14 protein-coding genes, 1 pseudogene and 1 riboswitch are annotated in these 18,433 nt (G+C 66.4%); of the genes and pseudogenes, 9 read left to right on the top strand and 6 right to left on the bottom strand.

What is annotated here, in order from left to right:
* Positions 1 to 15 precede the first annotated feature (15 nt).
* Together ACCQ13_RS00520 and ACCQ13_RS00525 are read right to left on the bottom strand one after the other, a co-directional pair.
* On the bottom strand, positions 16 to 1,500 hold the full coding sequence (locus ACCQ13_RS00520) for a ribonuclease H-like domain-containing protein (protein ID WP_159406434.1): 1,485 nt from the start codon (positions 1,498 to 1,500) through the stop codon (positions 16 to 18).
* Entirely contained in the window at positions 1,497 to 3,992 is a 2,496-nt protein-coding gene (locus ACCQ13_RS00525; protein ID WP_167526793.1) for a DEAD/DEAH box helicase, read from the bottom strand. Before ACCQ13_RS00525 ends, ACCQ13_RS00520 begins: the two co-directional genes overlap by 4 nt.
* 172 nt (positions 3,993 to 4,164) lie before the next feature.
* On the opposite strand from ACCQ13_RS00525, the gene trhA reads away from it, so the two are divergent.
* The gene (gene trhA, locus ACCQ13_RS00530) at positions 4,165 to 4,827 is read left to right on the top strand and encodes a PAQR family membrane homeostasis protein TrhA (protein WP_167526794.1); all 663 of its coding nucleotides are present in this window, start codon (positions 4,165 to 4,167) and stop codon (positions 4,825 to 4,827) included.
* Positions 4,828 to 4,908: 81 nt separating this feature from the next.
* Here the strand turns inward: trhA and ACCQ13_RS00535 are convergent, their stop codons facing one another.
* On the bottom strand, positions 4,909 to 5,781 hold the full coding sequence (locus ACCQ13_RS00535) for a DNA adenine methylase (protein WP_104603480.1): 873 nt from the start codon (positions 5,779 to 5,781) through the stop codon (positions 4,909 to 4,911).
* Between the two features lie 57 nt (positions 5,782 to 5,838).
* Here ACCQ13_RS00535 and ACCQ13_RS00540 point away from each other — a divergent pair, with 57 nt between their 5' ends.
* The 5 genes from ACCQ13_RS00540 to ACCQ13_RS00560 all read left to right on the top strand — a co-directional run bounded on the left by ACCQ13_RS00540 (position 5,839) and on the right by ACCQ13_RS00560 (position 8,316).
* Positions 5,839 to 6,075, top strand: a complete 237-nt coding sequence (locus tag ACCQ13_RS00540) for a helix-turn-helix domain-containing protein (RefSeq protein WP_104603479.1) — start codon at positions 5,839 to 5,841, stop codon at positions 6,073 to 6,075.
* A 17-nt stretch (positions 6,076 to 6,092) separates the two neighbouring features.
* A complete protein-coding gene (locus ACCQ13_RS00545; protein ID WP_208800436.1) occupies positions 6,093 to 7,037 on the top strand; it encodes a DUF7687 domain-containing protein in 945 nt (314 codons plus the stop codon).
* Positions 7,038 to 7,222: 185 nt separating this feature from the next.
* Positions 7,223 to 7,648 (top strand): hypothetical protein, encoded by a 426-nt coding sequence (locus tag ACCQ13_RS00550; RefSeq protein WP_104603477.1) that lies wholly within the window; start codon positions 7,223 to 7,225, stop codon positions 7,646 to 7,648.
* A gap of 10 nt (positions 7,649 to 7,658) precedes the next feature.
* Positions 7,659 to 8,108, top strand: coding sequence for a 3-dehydroquinate dehydratase (locus ACCQ13_RS00555; protein WP_167526795.1), 450 nt, complete (start codon positions 7,659 to 7,661; stop codon positions 8,106 to 8,108).
* A complete protein-coding gene (locus tag ACCQ13_RS00560; RefSeq protein WP_104603476.1) occupies positions 8,089 to 8,316 on the top strand; it encodes a hypothetical protein in 228 nt (75 codons plus the stop codon). Before ACCQ13_RS00555 ends, ACCQ13_RS00560 begins: the two co-directional genes overlap by 20 nt.
* An 84-nt stretch (positions 8,317 to 8,400) precedes the next feature.
* Here the strand turns inward: ACCQ13_RS00560 and ACCQ13_RS00565 are convergent, their stop codons facing one another.
* A complete protein-coding gene (locus ACCQ13_RS00565) occupies positions 8,401 to 8,955 on the bottom strand; it encodes a gluconokinase (protein ID WP_104603475.1) in 555 nt (184 codons plus the stop codon).
* A gap of 157 nt (positions 8,956 to 9,112) precedes the next feature.
* Between ACCQ13_RS00565 and ACCQ13_RS00570 the strand changes: the two genes are divergently transcribed.
* From ACCQ13_RS00570 to ACCQ13_RS00580, 3 genes and pseudogenes are all read left to right on the top strand, one after another.
* A complete protein-coding gene (locus ACCQ13_RS00570) occupies positions 9,113 to 10,495 on the top strand; it encodes an MFS transporter (protein ID WP_159406435.1) in 1,383 nt (460 codons plus the stop codon).
* A 2-nt stretch (positions 10,496 to 10,497) separates the two neighbouring features.
* A pseudogene (locus ACCQ13_RS00575) lies at positions 10,498 to 12,897 on the top strand (GH36-type glycosyl hydrolase domain-containing protein); the annotation flags it as partial.
* 238 nt (positions 12,898 to 13,135) lie between these two features.
* Positions 13,136 to 16,585: a hybrid sensor histidine kinase/response regulator gene (locus ACCQ13_RS00580; RefSeq protein ID WP_159406437.1), complete on the top strand. Its 3,450-nt coding sequence runs from the start codon at positions 13,136 to 13,138 to the stop codon at positions 16,583 to 16,585.
* 150 nt (positions 16,586 to 16,735) lie between these two features.
* Here ACCQ13_RS00580 and ACCQ13_RS00585 read toward each other — a convergent pair whose 3' ends face one another.
* On the bottom strand, positions 16,736 to 17,311 hold the full coding sequence (locus ACCQ13_RS00585; protein WP_104603473.1) for a manganese efflux pump MntP: 576 nt from the start codon (positions 17,309 to 17,311) through the stop codon (positions 16,736 to 16,738).
* Between the two features lie 12 nt (positions 17,312 to 17,323).
* A riboswitch (yybP-ykoY riboswitch) is annotated at positions 17,324 to 17,486 on the bottom strand.
* A gap of 136 nt (positions 17,487 to 17,622) precedes the next feature.
* Positions 17,623 to 18,399 carry an IclR family transcriptional regulator gene (locus tag ACCQ13_RS00590; protein ID WP_104603472.1) on the bottom strand — a complete coding sequence of 259 codons (777 nt, stop codon included), beginning with the start codon at positions 18,397 to 18,399 and terminating at the stop codon, positions 17,623 to 17,625.
* Positions 18,400 to 18,433: the final 34 nt, after the last annotated feature.

Here is an 18,433-nt window from a genome sequence, read left to right on the forward strand (position 1 = left end):
GCGCCGCGCCCAACGTTACGGTGTCTCCATCAACGCGATCGCCTCGCGCTCCTGCGCCTCCACCGCCACCAGGCGTTGCAGCAGCAGCGATAGCGTCACCACGTCCTGGTGGTTGTGCTCGGCCACGCGGCGCAGGTTGCGCGCGCTGCCGCCGCGCAGATAGCTCAGCCAGGCGGCCGGCGCCTCGGAGCCGGGCAGGTCGTCTTCGCGCACCACGCGCAACAGTTGCCGTTCGATGGTGGACAGCTTGCAGTTCTCCCAGGTGCCGCGGTACCGGCGGCGGGTGGGGAACAACAGGTCGACATGGTCCAGTGCGGACAGCGGATCGCCGCGCCGCGCCAGCCGGTAGCGCGTCTTGAGTAGCGGGGCGTCGTAGCAGCGGCCGTTGTAGCTGGATAACACGGTCTGTGGCGACAGCCAGCTGCGGAACAGATCCAGCATCGCGCTTTCTGCCGCCATCGTGGACATCATCAGTTGCCGCACGCGCAGCCCGGTGCCTTGTACGGCATCCGTGCACCACTGCGCCACGCCGATCATGAAGGCACGCGTGCCGGTGCCACCGGCCAGCCCGGTGGTTTCGGTGTCGAAGAACAGCAGGTCCAGCGGGTCCACTGCGTCCTCGCGTTTGGCGAACGCCAGCGATAGCGCCTGGCATGGGATCGGCTGTGGCAGGAAGGCTTCGATCAGGTGCAAGCCAGGTGCGATCTCGTTGCCGGGCAGATGCCGGTCGGTCGATGGCGTGCGTACCGGCGTGTGCGCCGACACCGCGCGCTCGCGCAGGCCGATCATCTTGCGCAGGCCGGCGATGTCGGTGTGCCGCTGGTGTATCGGGATGGATGTGGGCGTAGCAGGTGTCGCGCCCACAGCCGGTCGGCTTGCTGCGGCATCGGCCGCCGCGCCGGCCGGCTTGTGGCGGACCTCGTGGTCCACCCAGGCAAACGCCGAGCTATCGCGTGCATGCGGTGCCACCACCGGCGCCTGCAAGGCGCGGCGTGTCGTGGCCGGTGTTGCGGGCTGGGTACGCGCTGCACGGACGGCATCCACACTGCCCGACGGCGCGCTTCGTACCGCAGTCTCGCGCGGCACAGCGCGCGAGACAGATGCAGCAGCACCCGACGCCGGCTGACGTTGCGCACGCGTGGGCATCACCGCAGTGTCCTTGTGCGCCGTGGGCGTCAGCCCGCCGACCTGACGGCGTAGCAGGCGCAAACGTTCTGCGCTCAGCCCAGGATCGCTGCCAGGCATCGGCGGCTGCGCCGTGGCAGGCATCTCACGTGCGGCACGCGCGCGCACATCGCCTGCAACAGCATCCGCACCCACCGCATCAGCAGAGGTTTGGCCGACCACTGCCGAGCGCATCGGGTGTGTATCGCCATCCGCATCAACCGCAGCGCACCCATCCGCACCATCCACTGCACCGCTATCTGCAACCGCCGCCGGCACATAGGCGTGCCCGGCCTGACGCCGCAACAACCGCAGGCGGTCCGCACTCACGCTCATGCACCTACATCCAGCGCCAGGTCGTCATCGGCCTGGGTGGCATGGCGTAGCGGCGCATCGGCATCGAACAACAGCGCCAGCACGGTCAACGCCAGCGACTTGGGCGATTCGCCCTTGCCTTGCTCGTGCGCGGCCAGCACCGGGCCGACGCAGGCCGGGCAGCCGGCCGTGCAGTCGCAGCGACGCACTAGCTCATCCGCGCGCTGCAGCAGCTCGGCCTGGCGCAGCCACAGCGGCTCGCTCAAGCCCACGCCGCCGGGGAAGTTGTCGTACAGGTACACCGTGGGCACGAAGGCCTGCTGCAGTTCCACCGCGCCTTGCTCGCCTTCTTCCACGCCGCGCAATTGCCCGCGCCCGGTCTGGTCGGCCACCGCAAACCAGGCGCCGTCGCCATTGCCCACCGCTTTTTGCAGGTCGCGCGCATCGGCCATCACCGCCACCGTCGCCACCACATGCAGCGCATACGCCGCCCCTAAAAATCCATCCAATGCATCCTGCCTGGAGGCGAATGCCTTGCCCAGCGTGGCCTGCGGCAACTGCCACCACACCGCCGTGGTGTGCAGCTCCTGGTCGGGCAGGTTCACCGGGCCGTAGCCGATGTTTTCGTGCGTGTAGTAGCGGATCTTCTTGTAGCCGGAGACGCGCCGCACCACATGCACTTCGCCATGATGGCAGTCGCCACGCCCGGCCAGGCTGCCTTCGAAGCGGTCCAGCACTTTCAGCTTGGTGTAGTCGATGCTGTCGGTGTAGTAGTCCACATGCGTGCGCGTGACATAGGCCTTGCGGCCTTCCCAATCCAGCCGCTCCACTTGATACGGCGTGCTTTGCACCATGTGGATGGCGCCTTCGTACAGGGTGAGCGCGGCGGCCGAATAATCCACCTCGGCGATGATCTGCTGCTTGCCGTCGCTCTTGTCCACCACCACGAAGTTGCCGTCGGCCACCGAGCGCAGGCTCACCGCGTTGGCCGGGTAGCTGTCGGCAATCCATTCCCAGCGGTCGCCTTCCTGGTGGACGACTTCGCTTTCAGCCAGCGCTTCCAGGAACACCAGCGGGTCGATCGGGCCGAATGGTTCGCTGGCAATGAACGGCAATTCGAACGCCGCGCAGCGGATGTGGTCGAACAGGATCAGCGGCTGGTCTGGCGCAATGCGCGCATGTTCGGGCGAGGCATCGGCAAAGAAATCCGGGTGCCGCACCACGTACTGGTCCAACGGTTGCGAGCTGGCCACCAACACGCCCAGCGCCGGCTGCTGGCGCCGCCCGGCGCGGCCGAAGCGCTGCCAGGTGGCCGCCACGCTGCCGGGGTAGCCATTGAGGATCACCACGTCCAGCGCGCCGATATCCACGCCCAGTTCCAGCGCAGAAGTCGAAATGATGCCGTCGATGGTGCCGGCGCGCATCGCGCGTTCCACCTCGCGGCGTTCGGTGGGCAGGTAGCCACCGCGGTAGGCGCGAATGCGTGGCGGCTTGCGCGGGTCGTGGTCGAAGATGTCTTTCAAATATTTGGTCAGCACTTCCACCATCAAGCGTGTCTGCGCGAACACCAGCGTCTTCAACCCACTCTTGATGGCGATACGTGCAATGCGGTTGCTCTGCGAACGCGCCGAAGCGCGCAGGCCGAGATCGGCATTGACCACCGGTGGGTTCCACAACAGCACATGCTTGTCGCCGGTGGGCGCGCCGGACTTGGTGATGGCATGCACGCGCTCTTCGATCAAGGCCTGCGCGTGCGCGTGCGGGTTGCCGATGGTGGCCGAGCACAGGATGAACTGCGGGCTGGCGCCGTAGAACGCGCAAATGCGCTTGAGCCGCCGCAGCACGTTGGTGACATGGCTACCGAACACCCCGCGATAGGTGTGGATCTCGTCGATCACCACATAGCGCAGGTTCTCGAAGAACTGCGCCCACTTGGTGTGATGCGGCAGGATGGCCTGGTGCAGCATGTCCGGGTTGCTCACCACGATGTCGCCATGCAGGCGGATCGCCTGCCGCGCATCGCCAGGCGTATCGCCGTCGAAGGTGAAGGCCTTCACCCCGAGCTCGCCGGCGCGGTTGAGCTCCAGCAGCTCGGCCACCTGATCCTGCGCCAGCGCCTTGGTCGGGAACAGGTACAGCGCCTTGGCGCCACTGGTCATCGCTGCGCTCACCACCGGCAGCGTGTAGCACAGCGATTTGCCAGAGGCGGTGGGCGTCACGATCGCCACATGCTCGCCACGCTGGCTTGCTGCCCAGGCGTCGGCCTGATGGCTGTAGAGCTGGCCGATACCGCGCGCACGCAGTGCATCGGCCAAGGCGGCCGGCACATCTTCCGGGATCGGTGCGTAGCTGCCTTCGCGCCCGGGGAGGGTGAAGCTGCCGGTGATGCGGTCGTGGTAGCGCCGTTCCAGGCGCTGGGTGAGCAGTGCGCCGTCGCGGCTGGGCCGACCATCGGTGGTGGCCAGGGCGCGTTCGGCGGTTTCGGTACGGGGAGCGAGGGCAAACGGAGGCATACGGCGGCTCCCAAAGAGGAGCATGAGACAGGGGAGGTGCCTCAGGGTATGAGACACGGCCCGAATGGGCGAGCCCGTGTCACTGAGCCAATTCAGCAAGCGGGTATGCTGTGGACCCCACAGCGTCATGCCCAACCTGCAGGCTGTGGGTTCCCCCTCTCCAAGACCCACCGTGCCCGTGCCCCCCAGCGCCCTCGTTCCGCATTACCAGACTCCCGCTGCCCGCCGTGCGGATGTGATCGTGCACGCTGCCGGTCTGTTCCTGGCCATCGTCGGTGGCGCCTGGATGATCTGGCGCGCGCATGCCAACCAGACCCTGCTGCTGGCCACCTGCGTCTACGCGCTGGGCCTGCTGGTGATGTTCGCCTGCTCGGCGGCGTACAACTTCGCCCCGCCATTGCGCCAGCCGATGTTGCGCAAGTTCGACCATGCCGGCATCTTCGTGATGATCGCCGGTTCGTACACCCCGTTCTTCCTGGTCGCGCTCGATGGTGCCTGGCGCTGGGCCATGATCCTGACGGTGTGGAGCGTGGCGTTGTTCGGCGTGTTCGCCAAGCTGTGCCTGCCCGGCATCGCCAAGGGCTTCTGGGTGGCGATCTACCTGCTGCTGGGCTGGGCGGGCGTCGTGGTGATCAACCAGATGATCGCCGGGCTGGACAGCGCGGTGTTGTGGCTCATCGTTGCCGGCGGTGCGTTCTACACCGTGGGCGTGGGCTTCTATGTGCGCAAGTCCATGGTCTACAACCGCGCCATCTGGCACGCCCACGTCTTGGGCGGCGCGTTGTCGCACTGGTGCGCCATCTGGCTGTGCCTGCGGCCGGTGGTGGGCGTATAGGGCGATTCCACTCCCACAGCGGCCATGCGTGCGCGTCATCGCTCAGTGGTTTGGCCCCGGCCGACCATGGCGCGCGATGGATCAGTAAGTCAGCAGTAGACGGTCGGCGACCAGTTCAGACTCCAGCGTTTGGCCGTCCATCTGGAATCTGCGCAGCATGGACCGGCCACAGTTGACCAAGGCCTCGCGCTTGAACAGACCGGCTGGCGGATCAATCTGCACGACATTGTTGCCGGACTTCTTGGTCCCATCGATGCTCAAGGCCACATAGACCCCACGCCGCTTGCACGCTGCAATGGCCTCGAACAACTCAGGCAATCGAAAGCCTTGCGCACCGTACAAGATGGACTGCGAATCCACATAGGGCGGATCGCAGTACACCAAGTCGCCCGGTTTGGCGCGCTGCATCAGTTCGCGATAGTCCGCGTGGTGGAATCGCGTACCCTTGATCCGCTGATGCCAGGTATGTGCGCGGCTCGCGAAATTAGCGGGCGGCATCGGTCGATGCGGGCCACACGGTGTGGACATGAAGCCGTCGGATTTTCTGAAGCGAATCACTCCGCCATAGCAGGTGCGCGACAGGAACAGCAGATCAGCACCATTGGCGGCGCGGTTGTACGAAGCCAGGACAGACTTGTAGGCCGGAATCTTGCCCATGTCCTCAATGAGGGCATGTCGCTCCTGGTACCAGGCGACCAACCGCTGCGGATCGTCTTTCAGCGTCGTCCAGATTTCAATCAGCGGCCCGAAGACATCGCCAGCGATCGCGCGTTCGGGGGCCAGCGTCGCCAGCACGGCGCCACTACCGATGAACGGTTCAACGAAGGTGTTGAAGTTCGCTGGAAAGTAAGAAATCAACTCTTCGGCGAATCGCTGCTTGTTACCCACCCATTTCAGGAGTTGGCCCTTGAACGCATGGCGCTCTGGCATGGGTGGGCGGGTGAGCTGATTCATGCCGGCAAGAATATCCTGAATTGGGATAGTTGGCAACTCGGCTCTAGAGTGCCGCCGATGACGACGCCCATAGACCGCTACGCGCTGCTTGCTCGACTGCTTCGCGATCTGCGGATCCAGTCCGATCTGACCCAGACCGACGTCGCCAGCGCTCTCGGCAAGCCGCAATCCTACGTCAGCAAGTACGAAAGCGGCGAACGCCGCGTGGACTTCGTTGAGTTGATGGAGCTGTGCCGCGTTCTTGGCGTCGGCCTCCATGATTTCATTGCATTGTTCGAGAAGGGAGAGCAGTGAGAGGCAATCCAGAATTCATGCGGCAGCCGCAGGCGTTCTGGGCGCTGGTTCGCACACTATCGGAACAGCTGGGATACACGAACCGCGTAGCGCGCGGAGCGCTCAAGGGTTCTGGAACGGTGAAGATCCATCGTGTCGAGCAGATGGCGACTGCGTTGACCGACCTGAGGCTCAGCCCCGCGCTGGTGCTGCGCAATGGCTGTGCAACGGAACTGGGGGAAACACTGCACCGTTATTTTGCCTATCGCGCCGATGTGCTCAACAACACGGTACGGCCCAATCTCATGAATGCAGCGGATGCCAGCGCACTCTATTGGGAAGTAAATGCGCGCGTCAATCCGCTGCGTTTCGTTCCACTTCCCATGAACAAACAGAAGGGCGCAATGGCTGCACCCGCCTTCCTGACGGGTTTGGTCAACATGCTGGTGCACGAAGTCATCGGCGATGTAGCGTGCGACTACGACCCACGTCAGCTGACGACATTCACCCGCAATGGCATCCCGCTACGCACGCTGGCACGCCGCGTCGATGGCGCGTTTCCTTCGACCGTCAATCCCATAGCGGTCTGGGAAATCAAGGAGTATTACTACACCACTACCTTCGGCAGCCGCGTGGCAGATGGTGTCTACGAGACGCTACTGGATGGCCTGGAGCTTGATGATCTGGAAAAGAACGAAGGGGTGCGCGCGGACCATATCTTGATCGTGGACTCGCACTACACCTGGTGGGTGTGTGGAAAATCCTATCTCTGTCGCATCATCGACATGCTCAACATGGGCCTGGTCTCCGAAGTGATCTTTGGTCGCGAGGTCGTGGAGCGCATACCGGCACTGGCACGGCTAATCGTCTGCCTGCAAGAATCACTCAAAAGAACATTGCCGTTTATTGATGGGAAGCTGCTCGCAGGACGCTGGCCATTGGGGTGCTTCCCACAGCGATGCCCACGTTCGAAGACGCGTTGATAGCCGGCTGCTGATTTCCCTGCGTCATGTTGCCGTGGCGTGAAGCGGACTCCACCTTCGCGATAGGGCCTGGCTGCCAGTCCTTACGAACTCTTTATGCTGGCAGGCCGTGGTGCCGATAGCTCCTTTATGCCACCCGGGCCTACCTTGGCCTCCCCGCACTACGGTGCGTTGAGCCAAACACGATGTGTATCCTGATTTTGCAAGGCCCGCAGACTGATCCGGCGCCATCGGCGCCAATGCAGGCCGACTGTGCCGGCCGTGCGTTGCGCACGCTGGCGTGCAGCGATGTGGAAACCCTGATTGCCGGCCTGCAGGCGGCCGGCGGTGATGCCGAGGTAGAGCTGGTGCTGCTGGATTCGGGCGATCTGCCCCTGTCCGAGCGTGGCTGCGCCAGGGCGCTGCGTGCGGCGGTGGATGCGCTGCCCACGCCGTATATCGAGCTGCATACCGATGCGGCGCAGGAGCTGGAGCCCTGGCTGCACCCGCAGCATGCGCCGTTGGCGGTGGTGATCGCCCCGCACGATGCCTCGCGTGCCTATGCGATGTCGCTGGGGATCGCGGCGCGTTGCCTACCGTCGTTGCACGCGCCGCTGCGCGTGGCGGCCTGAGGGCGCCGCCATGTCGATCATGATCGTGCGTGGGCCGGAGGCATCGTTGCCGTTGGTCCGTGGTCCGCAGCCGTTGCCGCGCGCGGTAATCCGGCAATTGGTGGAATGCGCCGGGGATGCGGGCAGGACGGTGGCGTTGCGTGCCTGCGGCTCGGAGCAGGAATTGCTGGATGCCTTGCGCGTGGCTGGCCAGGCGCGGATGGAGATCGCGTTGATCGATCCAGGCAGTTGCGTGGATAGCCCGCGCCTGCACCGGGTGCTGGGCGCGCTGCCGTATCCCTACGTGGAGACCCACGACGACAGTGCCGACAGGCCGGAACGCTGCCTGCCGGCCGGGTTGCCGCATTGCATCGCCACCGTACGCGGCTACTGCGCGCAGAGCTATCTGCTCGGGCTGGAGATCGCGTTGGAACACCTTGGCTGCACGGAGATCCAGGGCGATGTCCACGTCGGTACCTGAGCCGCGTCAACTGCATTACTTCGCCGATTACGAGGGGTATTGCGATGGCCGGGCCGTGCTGTGGGGGCAGCTGGCGCACAGCGTGCAAGTGCCTGCCGACGGCGAGCTGGATGCGGCGGGCCTGGTCTGCGCCCTGCGCCGCCGTGCCGCCGAGGCCCATGGACTGGAAGCCGGGCAGATCCGGCTGTGCCAGGTCACCCGGTTGTAGTGGCCATGCAGGGCTGCCGGCGGCGCCGGCACCCACACCGCCCACACGCCATTGCAGCGCGGAACGGGCGGCACGGCGGTCTGTCTAGGCCGGCTCGGTCCTTGTGCGGGCAAGCTGCGCGATTGCGTCCTGGACCACCTCCGGCACGCTGGCATCCACATCCACCGCGACCACATCGGCTTCGTCCAGTGGCAGCTCCAGTGTTTGCAGCTGGCTGTCCAGCAGGCTGGGCGGCATGAAGTGGCCGGCGCGGGCGCTCAGGCGCGCGGCGATCACCTGCGGGGCGGCATGCAGGAACACGAAACGCATCGGGATACCGCTGCCGCGCAGCAATTGCCGGTGCGAGCTGCGCAACCCGGAGAACGCCAGCACCACCGATTCGCCGGCGTGCACGCAGTCGCGCAAGGTGGCCGACAGCAGTTCCACCCATGGCACCCGCATGGCGTCGGTGAGCGGCTGGCCAGCGGCCATCTGCGCGCGCGCGGCCACGCTGTGGTAGTCGTCGGCATCCAGGAAACGGTAGCCGTAATGTGCGGCCAGGGCCTGTGCGATGGTGGTCTTGCCGCTGCCGGACACGCCCATCACCACGATGGCCAGGGGCGAAGCGGACGCGGGTATGGCGAGTGCGGCGGTGTCCATCACGTCAGGTTATATCTCCGGATCGATTCGGCATTTGAGCCGATTGCACGTTGGCGGCAGCCGATGCGTGGTGTAGCGTCGGCGCTCCTTGCCAGGTGAGCGGGCACCCAGCGTAACGGCGTGCCCGGCCGGGTACAACGCACCCGGAGGTCTGTCGATGACGTCATCACCCGCACCGTCTCCCGCATCGGCGCGCTTGCGCTGGCGCGAAAGACTCGGCTACGGCGCCGGCGATCTGGGCCTGAACCTGTACTGGGCCAACATCGGTTCGTTCCTGCTGATCTTCTACACCGACACCATGCACCTGCCGGCCGCGGCGGTGGGCACGATGATCCTGCTGACCAAAATCGCCGATGCGATTGCCGACCCGGCGATGGGTGCCCTGGCCGATCGCACGCGTAGCCGCTGGGGCAAGTTCCGTCCGTACCTGCTGTGGGGCGCGCTGCCGATGGCGCTGACCGGCGTGCTGGCGTACACCACGCCGGACCTGGATCAGCACGGGCGCATGTGGTGGGCAACGATCAGCTTCCTGCTGATGATGCTGGCCTACACCGTGGTGAGCATTCCCTACTCGGCGCTGTCGGGAGTCATCACCGCCGACAGCAACCAGCGCACCAGCCTCATCAGCCTGCGCTTCATCGCCGCCTTCGCCGGCACCACCCTGGTCAACTACTGCACGCTGGACCTGGTGGCCTGGTTCGGCGCCGGCAACGACGCGCTGGGCTGGCAGCGCACCATGATGCTGTACGGCGCGGTGGCGGTGGCCCTGTTCGTCACCGTGGCGCTGACCACCCGCGAGCGCGTGCAGCCGCCGCCGCAACAGCGCACCCCGATCGGCCGGGATATCGCCGACCTGCTGCAGAACAAGCCCTGGTGCGTGCTGTTCGTGCTCTCGCTCATCATCATGATTACCATCGTGATGCGTGGTGGTGCCGGCGTGTACTACCTCAAGTACTACGTGCAGCGACCCGATCTCACCGGCCTGTTCCTGGGCAGCTACTCGGTGTCGCTGGCGGTGGGTGCGGCGATCACCCCGCTGCTGACCCGGCACTGGGACAAGCGCCGGCTGATGGGCGTGCTGCTGGCCGTGGTCGGGGTGCTGAGCTGCCTGATGTTCTTTGTACCCGCCGATGCGGTGTGGGCGATCTTCGGTCTGAATGCCTTGATCGGCCTGGCGCTGGGGCCGAAATCGCCGCTGGCGTTTTCGATGTATGCCGACAGTGCCGACTACACCGAATGGCGCACCGGCCGGCGCGCCACCGCCATGACGTTCGCGGCGGCCACCTTCTCGCAGAAACTCGGCGGGGCGCTGGCTTCGGCGGGGATTGCCTGGGTGCTGGCGGGCATGGGCTATGTCGCCAACCGCGCGCAGTCCGACGGCTCGCTGACCGGCATCGTGCTGCTGCTGACGGTGATCCCCGGTGCAGTCGCCCTGCTGGCGGCATGGACCATGCGTTTTTATCCGCTGGACGACGGCTTGCTGCGTCGTCTCCAGCACGAACTGGCCGCGCGCAAGCGCGATGAACCGGAGCACCTTTGACCGTGTCTGCAACGCCTCTTGCTGCTTCCGACGATCTGTCCACCCTGCTGGCGCCCAGCGCCGATGGCGCGCGCTACGCGCTCTACAGCCCCACCGCCATGCCCAACGCCGGCGGGTTCCTGTGGAACCGCCGCATGATGCTGCAGCTCACCTGCCGCGGCTACGCCACCGGCCAATTCATGCAGCCAGAGCCATCGAAGTACGCGCATGCACCGATGCTGGAAGCGCGCAACTTCATGATGCCGGAGCAGCCGTATTACGCGCACCATCCCGGACGTTTCTTCTATCTCAAGGACGAGGACAGCGGAGCCCTGTACTCGGTGCCGCACGAGCCGGTACGTGCGCCGCCGCAGGCATTCGAATTCTCCGCCGGCAAGCACGATGTGCGTTGGCGCGTGCAGCATGACGACATCGTGGTGGACCTATGCGTGGCCTTGCCCACCGACGATGCGGTGGAGTTGTGGGAATGCCGGGTGCACAACCGGTCCGGACGCGCGCGCCGGTTCAGCCTGTATGCGTACTTCCCGGTCGGCTACATGTCGTGGATGCACCAGGCCGGTGGCTATGAGCCGGCGCTGGGCGGCATCGTCTGCCGCAGCGTGGCGCCGTACCAGAAGATCGACGATTACTTTCGCCAGCGCGATTTCAAGGACTGCACCTTCCTGCTGCACGAACAGCCGCCGGTGGCCTGGGAGGCGCAGCAACTGGCCTTCGAAGGCGAGGGCGGGCTGCATGCGCCGTCGGCGATACAGGCCGAACAACTGGGCAACCACGAGGCGCATTACGAAACGCCTGCGGCTGCGCTGCAATATCGCCTGCACCTGGAACCGGATGCAGCCAGCGTGTACCGCTTCGCGTTCGGGCCGGCCAAGGACGATGCGGAGATCGCCGCACTGCGCGCGCGCTATCTGTCCCAGGACGGCTTCGCCGCCGCCGCGCGCGATTACGCGCAGTATCTGCAAGGCGGGCGCGGTTGCGTGCAGGTTGCCACGCCGGATCCGGCGCTGGACAACCTGGTCAATCATTGGTTGCCACGGCAGGTGTTCTACCACGGCGACGTCAACCGCCTGACCACCGATCCGCAGACCCGCAATTATCTGCAGGACCACATGGGCATGGCCTATCTGCAGCCGGCCACCGCGCGCGCGGCGTTGCTGCATGCCTTGTCGCAGCAGGAGCCCAGCGGTGCGATGCCGGACGGCATCCTGCTGGTGGAAGGCGCCGAGCTGAAATACATCAATCAAGTGCCGCATACCGACCACTGCGTGTGGTTGCCGATGTTTCTGAGCGCGTATCTGGCCGAAACCGGCGATGCCGGCATCCTGGATGTGATCGTGCAGACCCATGACGGGCAACGCCTGAGCGTGGCCGAACGGCTGGATGCAGCGATGCAGTGGCTGCTGGATGCGCGCGATGCGCGCGGCCTGAGTTTCATCGCGCAAGGCGACTGGAACGACCCGATGAACATGGTCGGCTGGCGCGGCAAGGGGGTGTCCGGCTGGCTCACCGTGGCCACCGCCTATGCGCTGCGGCTGTGGTCGGATATCTGCGCGGCGCACGGACGCAGTGCGCAGGCAGACAGGTTCGGCAAGGCAGTGGGCATGGTCAACGCCGATGCCAACCGCGAGCTGTGGGACGGCAACTGGTATGCGCGCGGCATCACCGACGATGGTGTGCGCTTCGGCATCGCCGATGACGTGGAGGGTCGCATCTACCTCAATCCGCAGAGCTTCGCACTGCTGGCCGGCACGGCCGATGCGCAGCAACGCGCGGCGCTGCTGGAGGCGGTGCGCGAACAGCTGCACACCCCCTATGGTCCGGTGATGCTGGCGCCGGCGTACACACACATGCGCGACGACGTGGGCCGCTTGACCCAGAAGTGGCCGGGCGCGGCGGAGAACGGCGCGGTGTACAACCATGCGGCGGCGTTCTATCTGTACAGCCTCTATCAGGTTGGCGAATCCGACCGTGCCTGGGAGATCCTGCGCGCGCTGTTGCCTGGGCCAACTCGTGAGGATGTGCTGCAGCGCGGCCATCTGCCGGTGTCGCTACCCAATTACTACCGGGGTGCCTGGCATCAGTACCCGCGTACGGCCGGACGTTCGAGCCAGCTGTTCAATACCGGCACGGTGGCCTGGGTGTATCGCTGCGTGCTGGAGGGTTTGTTCGGCCTGGTCGGCGAGGGCGATGGGTTGGCGATCCGCCCGCAGCTGCCGTCGCACTGGCCGCAGGCGCAGGTGACGCGCCAGTTCCGCGGTGCGACCTTCGAGGTGCAGCTGCAGCGCGAGGCCGGACGCGTGGCGGTGGAAGTGCTGGTGGACGGTGTGGTCAGCGCGGATCAGCGCGTGCACGCGGTGACCGCCGGCCGGGTGTATCGGGTGCAGGTGCGCCTGCCGGGCTGAGCGGCCCTCACCCGCCCTTCGGGCACCCTCTCCCGCAGGCGGGAGAGGGGAGCAGGCCAACCAGATGGGCCGCCCTCACGCAGCCATGGGGCAGTCCCCTGCTAACCGCCGCTGCCCGCCTGCGGGGGAAGGTGCCCGAAGGGCGGATGGGGGGCTGTTGGCCCGACAGTCCAGCACGCTCCCCACGGCCAATCCCCTTTCCGTAAACTCCCTGCTCGCCTTGCCCTGGGAACGCCCGTTGGTTTCGAGCTGGATTCTGCTGCTGGTGTCCGTGGGCTATGCCGCGCTGCTGTTCGGGGTGGCGTGGTGGGGCGATCGCCGGCCGATGTATACACAACGGCCGTGGCTGCGGCCGGCGGTGTACAGCCTGGCGCTGGCGGTGTACTGCTCGTCGTGGACCTTTTACGGCGCGGTGGGGTCGGCGGTGCGCAACGGCATCGGCTACCTTCCGATCTACCTCGGCCCACTGCTGTTGTTGCTGTTCGGCTGGCGCATCATCGAGCGCCTGGCGCTGATCGCGCGCGCCGAGAACACCGTGTCCATCGCCGATTTCATCTCCTCGCGCTACGGCCGCTCGCGGCGACTGGCGGCGCTGGTGGCGGTGATCGCGCTGGTCGGCATCGTGCCGTACCTGGCGCTGCAGTACAAAGCGGTGGCGATGAGCCTGGAGGTGCTGACCGGGCATAGCAGCGCCGGGCGTGGCGTCCTGGCCGATCCGGCGCTGTACGTAGCGTTGCTGATGGCCTTGTTCGCCACCTTGTTCGGCACCCGTCAAGTGGATGCCACCGAACACCATCACGGCATGATGCTGGCGGTCGCGCTGGAATCGGTCATCAAGCTGGTGGCCATCGTGGCCGTGGGGTTGTTCGCGTGGCTGTGGTTGAGCGATCACCAACTGCGCATCGCCGAGTCGGCACGCACGCTGTTCGAACATACGCCGTCGGTGGGCTTCATCTCGCAGACACTGTTGAGCTTTCTGGCGGTGATCTGCCTGCCACGCCAGTTCCATGTGGCCGTGGTGGAGTGCAGCGACGTGGGCGATATCCGCCGTGCGCGCTGGTTGTTCGGTGCCTACCTGGTCGTGATTTCGGCCATGGTAGTGCCGATCGCCTCGGCCGGTGTCGCCTTGTTCGGGCAGAACAGCACGGTGGTGGACGATGCGGTGGTGCTGGCGTTGCCGCTGAGCCAGGGCAACACCGTATTGGCGCTGGTGGCCTATGTCGGCGGCTTTTCTGCGGCCACCGGCATGGTGATCGTGGCCAGCATCGCGCTGGCCACCATGGTCAGCAACGATCTGGTGGTACCGATGTTGCTGCGCCGGCGAGCCAGCGCCGATGCACGCGCGGCGGTGGCTTCGCGGGTGTTGTGGATCCGTCGCGTGGCCATCCTGCTGCTGGCGTTGGTCGCCTATGGCTATCACCGCAGCGTGGCCAACGACACCACGCTGGCGACCTACGGCTTGATGGCCTTCGCGGCGGTGGCGCAGTTCGCGCCGGGCCTGATCGGCGGGTTGTACTGGCGCGGCGCGAGCCGCAAGGGCGTGGAGGCCGGCATGGTGCTGGGCTTTGCGACCTGGATCTACACGTTGCTGCTGCCGGCGGCCACGCGCGCCGGCTGGCTGCAGCCGCAGTGGCTGGTGGACGGGCCCTTCGGCATCGCGTGGTTGCAGCCGCAGCAGCTGTTCGGCATGCGCGGCTGGGACCCGCTGGCGCATGGCACGTTCTGGTCGCTGCTGGTCAATGTCGGTGCGATGATGCTGGTGTCGGCGCGTTGGCGCCCGGGCGTGGACGAGCGGCTACGCGCTGCGCCGTTCCTGGACCCCTATGCACAACGCCCGGCGGTGGCCGGCGAATGGCCCGGGCATGTGCGGGTTGGCGACCTGCAGGCGCTGGCCGAGCGCGTGGTGGGCGAGCGGCATGCACGGCGCGCGTTCGTGGAGCAGGCGCAATTGCTGGAGCGCGAGCTGCAACCGGCAGCGGTGGCCGACCGCGCCTGGGTGCAGTTCACCGAGCGCCTGCTGGCGGCCTCTATCGGCGCGGCTTCGGCGCGGCTGGTGCTGACCAGCCTGTTGCGCGGCTCGGGTATGGAGCTGGGCGAAGTGGTGGCGGTGCTGGACGAGGCCGGCCAGGAATTGCGCTTCAATCGTGAGATTCTTTCGACCACGCTGGAAAACATCAGCGCCGCGGTCAGTGTGGTCGATCCGGACATGCGCCTGACCGCGTGGAATCGGCGCTACCAGCAGTTGTTCGGCTACCCGGACGGCATGCTGTACGTCGGCCGCCCGGTGGCCGACCTGATCCGCTACAACGCCGAGCGCGGCGAGCTGGGCGAGGGCGATGTCGAAGACCAGATCGACCGCCGTATCCGCCACATGCGCGCCGGCTCGCCGCATGTGTTCGAGCGCACCCGCAGCGACGGCAAGGTGATCGAAATGCGCGGCCAGGCGTTGCCCGGCGGTGGCTACGTCACCAGCTACAACGACATCACCGACTACAAGCGCGCCGAGCGCGCGCTGCTGGATGCCAACGAGAACCTGGAACAGCGCGTGGCCGACCGCTCGCGCGAAGCCGAGCTGGCGCAGCAGTCCAAGACGCGCTTTCTGGCGGCCATCAGCCACGACGTGTTGCAGCCGCTCAACGCCGCGCGCCTGTTCGCCTCGGCGCTGCGCGAGAGCCATCAGAACAACGAAGAACAGCGCCACCTGGCTGAACGCGTGGATGCCTCGCTGCGTGCGGCCGAAGAACTGCTCGACGGCTTGCTCGACGTCTCGCGGCTGGATGCCGGCGGGCTGCGGCCGACGGTGGAGGATTTCGATGCCAGCGCGCTGATGCACGAGCTGGCCGCGCAGTACGCGCCGGTGGCGGCCAGTCGCGGCCTGCGCCTGCAGGTGCATAGCCGCTCGATCTGGGTGCGCAGCGACCGCCGCCTGCTGCGCCGGGTGATGCAGAATTTTCTGGCCAATGCGTTGCGCTACACGCGCCAGGGCCGCATCGTGCTGGGCATGCGTGGGCGTGGCACGCATGTGGAGCTGCAGGTGTGGGACACCGGCCCTGGTATCCCCGAGCACCACATGCGGCAGATCTTCGAAGAATTCCGCCGTTACCAGCAGCCCTTCGACTGGGGTGAGCAGGGGCTGGGGCTGGGGTTATCGATCTGCCAGCGTATTTCGCGCCTGCTCGACCACGACCTGAGCGCACGCAGCCAGGTCGGCTGCGGCAGCATGTTTTCGATCCTGCTGCCACGCGTGGCGCCGGTGGCGGTGGTGCCCGCGTTAGCGGCCTCGGCAGCGCGGGCCTTGCCCAGCGGCGACTCGCTGGCCGGCCTGCGCGTGCTGTGCGTGGACAACGATCGCGAGATTCTCGACGGCATGCGTGCGTTGCTGGGGCGCTGGCAGGTGGAGGTCATCACGGCCAGCACCGTGGACCAGGCGCTGGACTGCGCACGCCTGCAACCGGACCTGATGCTGGTGGACTACCACCTACATGATCGCCTGGATGGTCTGGACACACTGGATGCGCTGCAGGCCGCCGCGCCCTCGCCGATTGCCGGCGCATTGCTCACCGCCGATGGTCGCGACGAACTCAAGCAGCTGGCACGCGAACGTGGCTATCGCTTGCTGACCAAGCCGGTCAAACCGGCCTCGTTGCGCGCGTTCCTGAGTGCGTATCACGATGCAAAGACACGCTGAGGGATGTATCGCCGGCATTACCGAACACCCATGGTGCCGATCGCGCGCAGATCGTCACGCCACGCATCGTAGGAGCGCACCCGGGCGCGGGAGGCGTTATCGATAACGCTTCTCGCGCCCAGGTGCGCTCCTACGGGAAATCGCTGTGTGCTACGCGGCGCCGCTGAGGTGTTCGTAGAGGATCACACTGCCGACGATCACCAGGATCACACCGCCCAGGATCTCGGCGCGTTTGCCGATCAGCGCGCCAAGCGCGCGGCCGAGCATGATGCCGGCGGTGACCATGCTGAAGGTGCACAGCCCCACCACCATCGCCACCAGGCCGATAGGCACATCCAGAAACGCCAGGCTCACGCCCACCGCCATCGCATCGATGCTGGTGGCCAACCCGGTGGCGGCCAGGGCCAGCAGACCGTTCTTTTTCGGGGTGTCTTCGTCGGGCGCGTCGGGGGCGGTGCGCAGGCCGGCGACGATCATGTGCACCCCCAGCACGCTCAGCAGACCGAAGGCGATCCAGTGATCGAAGGCCCGCAGGTGGCTGGACGCCGCGCGGCCCAGCAACCAGCCGATCACCGGCGTGATCGCCTCGATGCAGCCAAAGATCACGCCTGCACGCAGCGCATCGCGCCACTGCGGCTTGCGCATGGCCGCACCCTTGCCGATCGCCGCGGCAAACGCATCGGTGGACATGGCAAAACCGATCAACACGATGGAAACAGGAGACATCGACACACTCGGGTTGGGCACGGTCACAACGGCATGCGCCCGCGCCAACCATCGTCAGGCACGCATGTCGTTGGTCTCGCCAAACCACGATGGGTTGCCTGCACCACGGCGCAATGGCCGAGGATGTTGATGCAGGCGCGTCCGCCGATGCGGCCGCAGGCTACTCCCCAAGGGGCGCGCAGTGTAGCAACGCAAAAGCGGTTTTCCAGCGTTCTGCCTGCACGCGAAGGTCGGTCTGATCTTTATAGCCTTGGCTATTGCAGCGTGCGTACGTGCTCGCACGCTGGCGCGAAAGGCGTGTCATGCCCGGCTCAACTGCCCAGCGCGCGTGGTGGGTGGTACATCAAGGCATCGGAGATTTCGGCGGTGGCCGCGCACAAGGCCTGCAAGGCCGCGTGCGGATTGACCAGCTCGGGGCGACGTTCGATGAAGGGCACCGTCAACGTGTAGGTGGCGCTGCCGTGCTGCAGGATCGGGGCAGTGAGATCGACCACGCCCACCACCGCCTCGCTGGCCTGCATGGCATAGCCATCGCGGCGCGTCTGCCGGGCGTCCTGCACGAACTGCGCGCGGTCGTAGGCCACCGCGCTGGCATCCAGCGCGTCCAGCCAGCGCGCCTGCACATCCGCCTGCTGGAACGCGAACAGCACCAGGCCGGAGGTGGAATGGGCCAGCGGGCGGCGGTGGCCGGGCCGGACCACCAGGCCCAGGTCGCTGGGCACGTCCATCTGCGCGATCACCACGATCTGGTCGCCCGAAGGCGCCACCAGGTGGCAGGGCTGGCAGATGGCATCGGCCAGCCGACGCATCACCGGTAACGCCGCTTCGGTGACGTTCTGCACCTGCGGCTGCTGCATGCCGAGCATGAACAAGCGGTTGCTCAGTACATAGTCGCCATCGGTGTCGCGCATCAGGTAGCCGCGTTCTTCCAGCACCTGCAGCATGCGGAAGATTTCCCCGCGCGAGCGCCCCACGCCCTGCGAGATCGCGCCCATGCTCATCGGCCGCGCGTCGCGCGCCAGCAACTCCAGGATGTCCAGGCCCTTGTCCAGGGCCGGTGCGCGGTACTTGGCGGGTTCGGTGCTCATCCGTTTGCGGTTCCAGGGCAGGGTGCGGCGTGCC

Source organism: Xanthomonas sp. NCPPB 1638 (assembly GCF_041475635.2).
Taxonomy (GTDB): Bacteria; Pseudomonadota; Gammaproteobacteria; order Xanthomonadales; family Xanthomonadaceae; genus Xanthomonas; species Xanthomonas cucurbitae.

Coding starts and splice junctions, on each gene's coding strand:
- ACCQ13_RS00520 (WP_159406434.1), bottom strand. CDS start 1,500: ATGAGCGTGAGTGCGGACCGCCTGCGGTTGTTGCGGCGTCAGGCCGGG.
- ACCQ13_RS00525 (WP_167526793.1), bottom strand. CDS start 3,992: ATGCCTCCGTTTGCCCTCGCTCCCCGTACCGAAACCGCCGAACGCGCC.
- ACCQ13_RS00535 (WP_104603480.1), bottom strand. CDS start 5,781: ATGAATCAGCTCACCCGCCCACCCATGCCAGAGCGCCATGCGTTCAAG.
- ACCQ13_RS00540 (WP_104603479.1), top strand. CDS start 5,839: ATGACGACGCCCATAGACCGCTACGCGCTGCTTGCTCGACTGCTTCGC.
- ACCQ13_RS00545 (WP_208800436.1), top strand. CDS start 6,093: ATGCGGCAGCCGCAGGCGTTCTGGGCGCTGGTTCGCACACTATCGGAA.
- ACCQ13_RS00550 (WP_104603477.1), top strand. CDS start 7,223: ATGTGTATCCTGATTTTGCAAGGCCCGCAGACTGATCCGGCGCCATCG.
- ACCQ13_RS00555 (WP_167526795.1), top strand. CDS start 7,659: ATGTCGATCATGATCGTGCGTGGGCCGGAGGCATCGTTGCCGTTGGTC.
- ACCQ13_RS00560 (WP_104603476.1), top strand. CDS start 8,089: ATGTCCACGTCGGTACCTGAGCCGCGTCAACTGCATTACTTCGCCGAT.
- ACCQ13_RS00565 (WP_104603475.1), bottom strand. CDS start 8,955: ATGGACACCGCCGCACTCGCCATACCCGCGTCCGCTTCGCCCCTGGCC.
- ACCQ13_RS00570 (WP_159406435.1), top strand. CDS start 9,113: ATGACGTCATCACCCGCACCGTCTCCCGCATCGGCGCGCTTGCGCTGG.
- ACCQ13_RS00585 (WP_104603473.1), bottom strand. CDS start 17,311: ATGTCTCCTGTTTCCATCGTGTTGATCGGTTTTGCCATGTCCACCGAT.
- ACCQ13_RS00590 (WP_104603472.1), bottom strand. CDS start 18,399: ATGAGCACCGAACCCGCCAAGTACCGCGCACCGGCCCTGGACAAGGGC.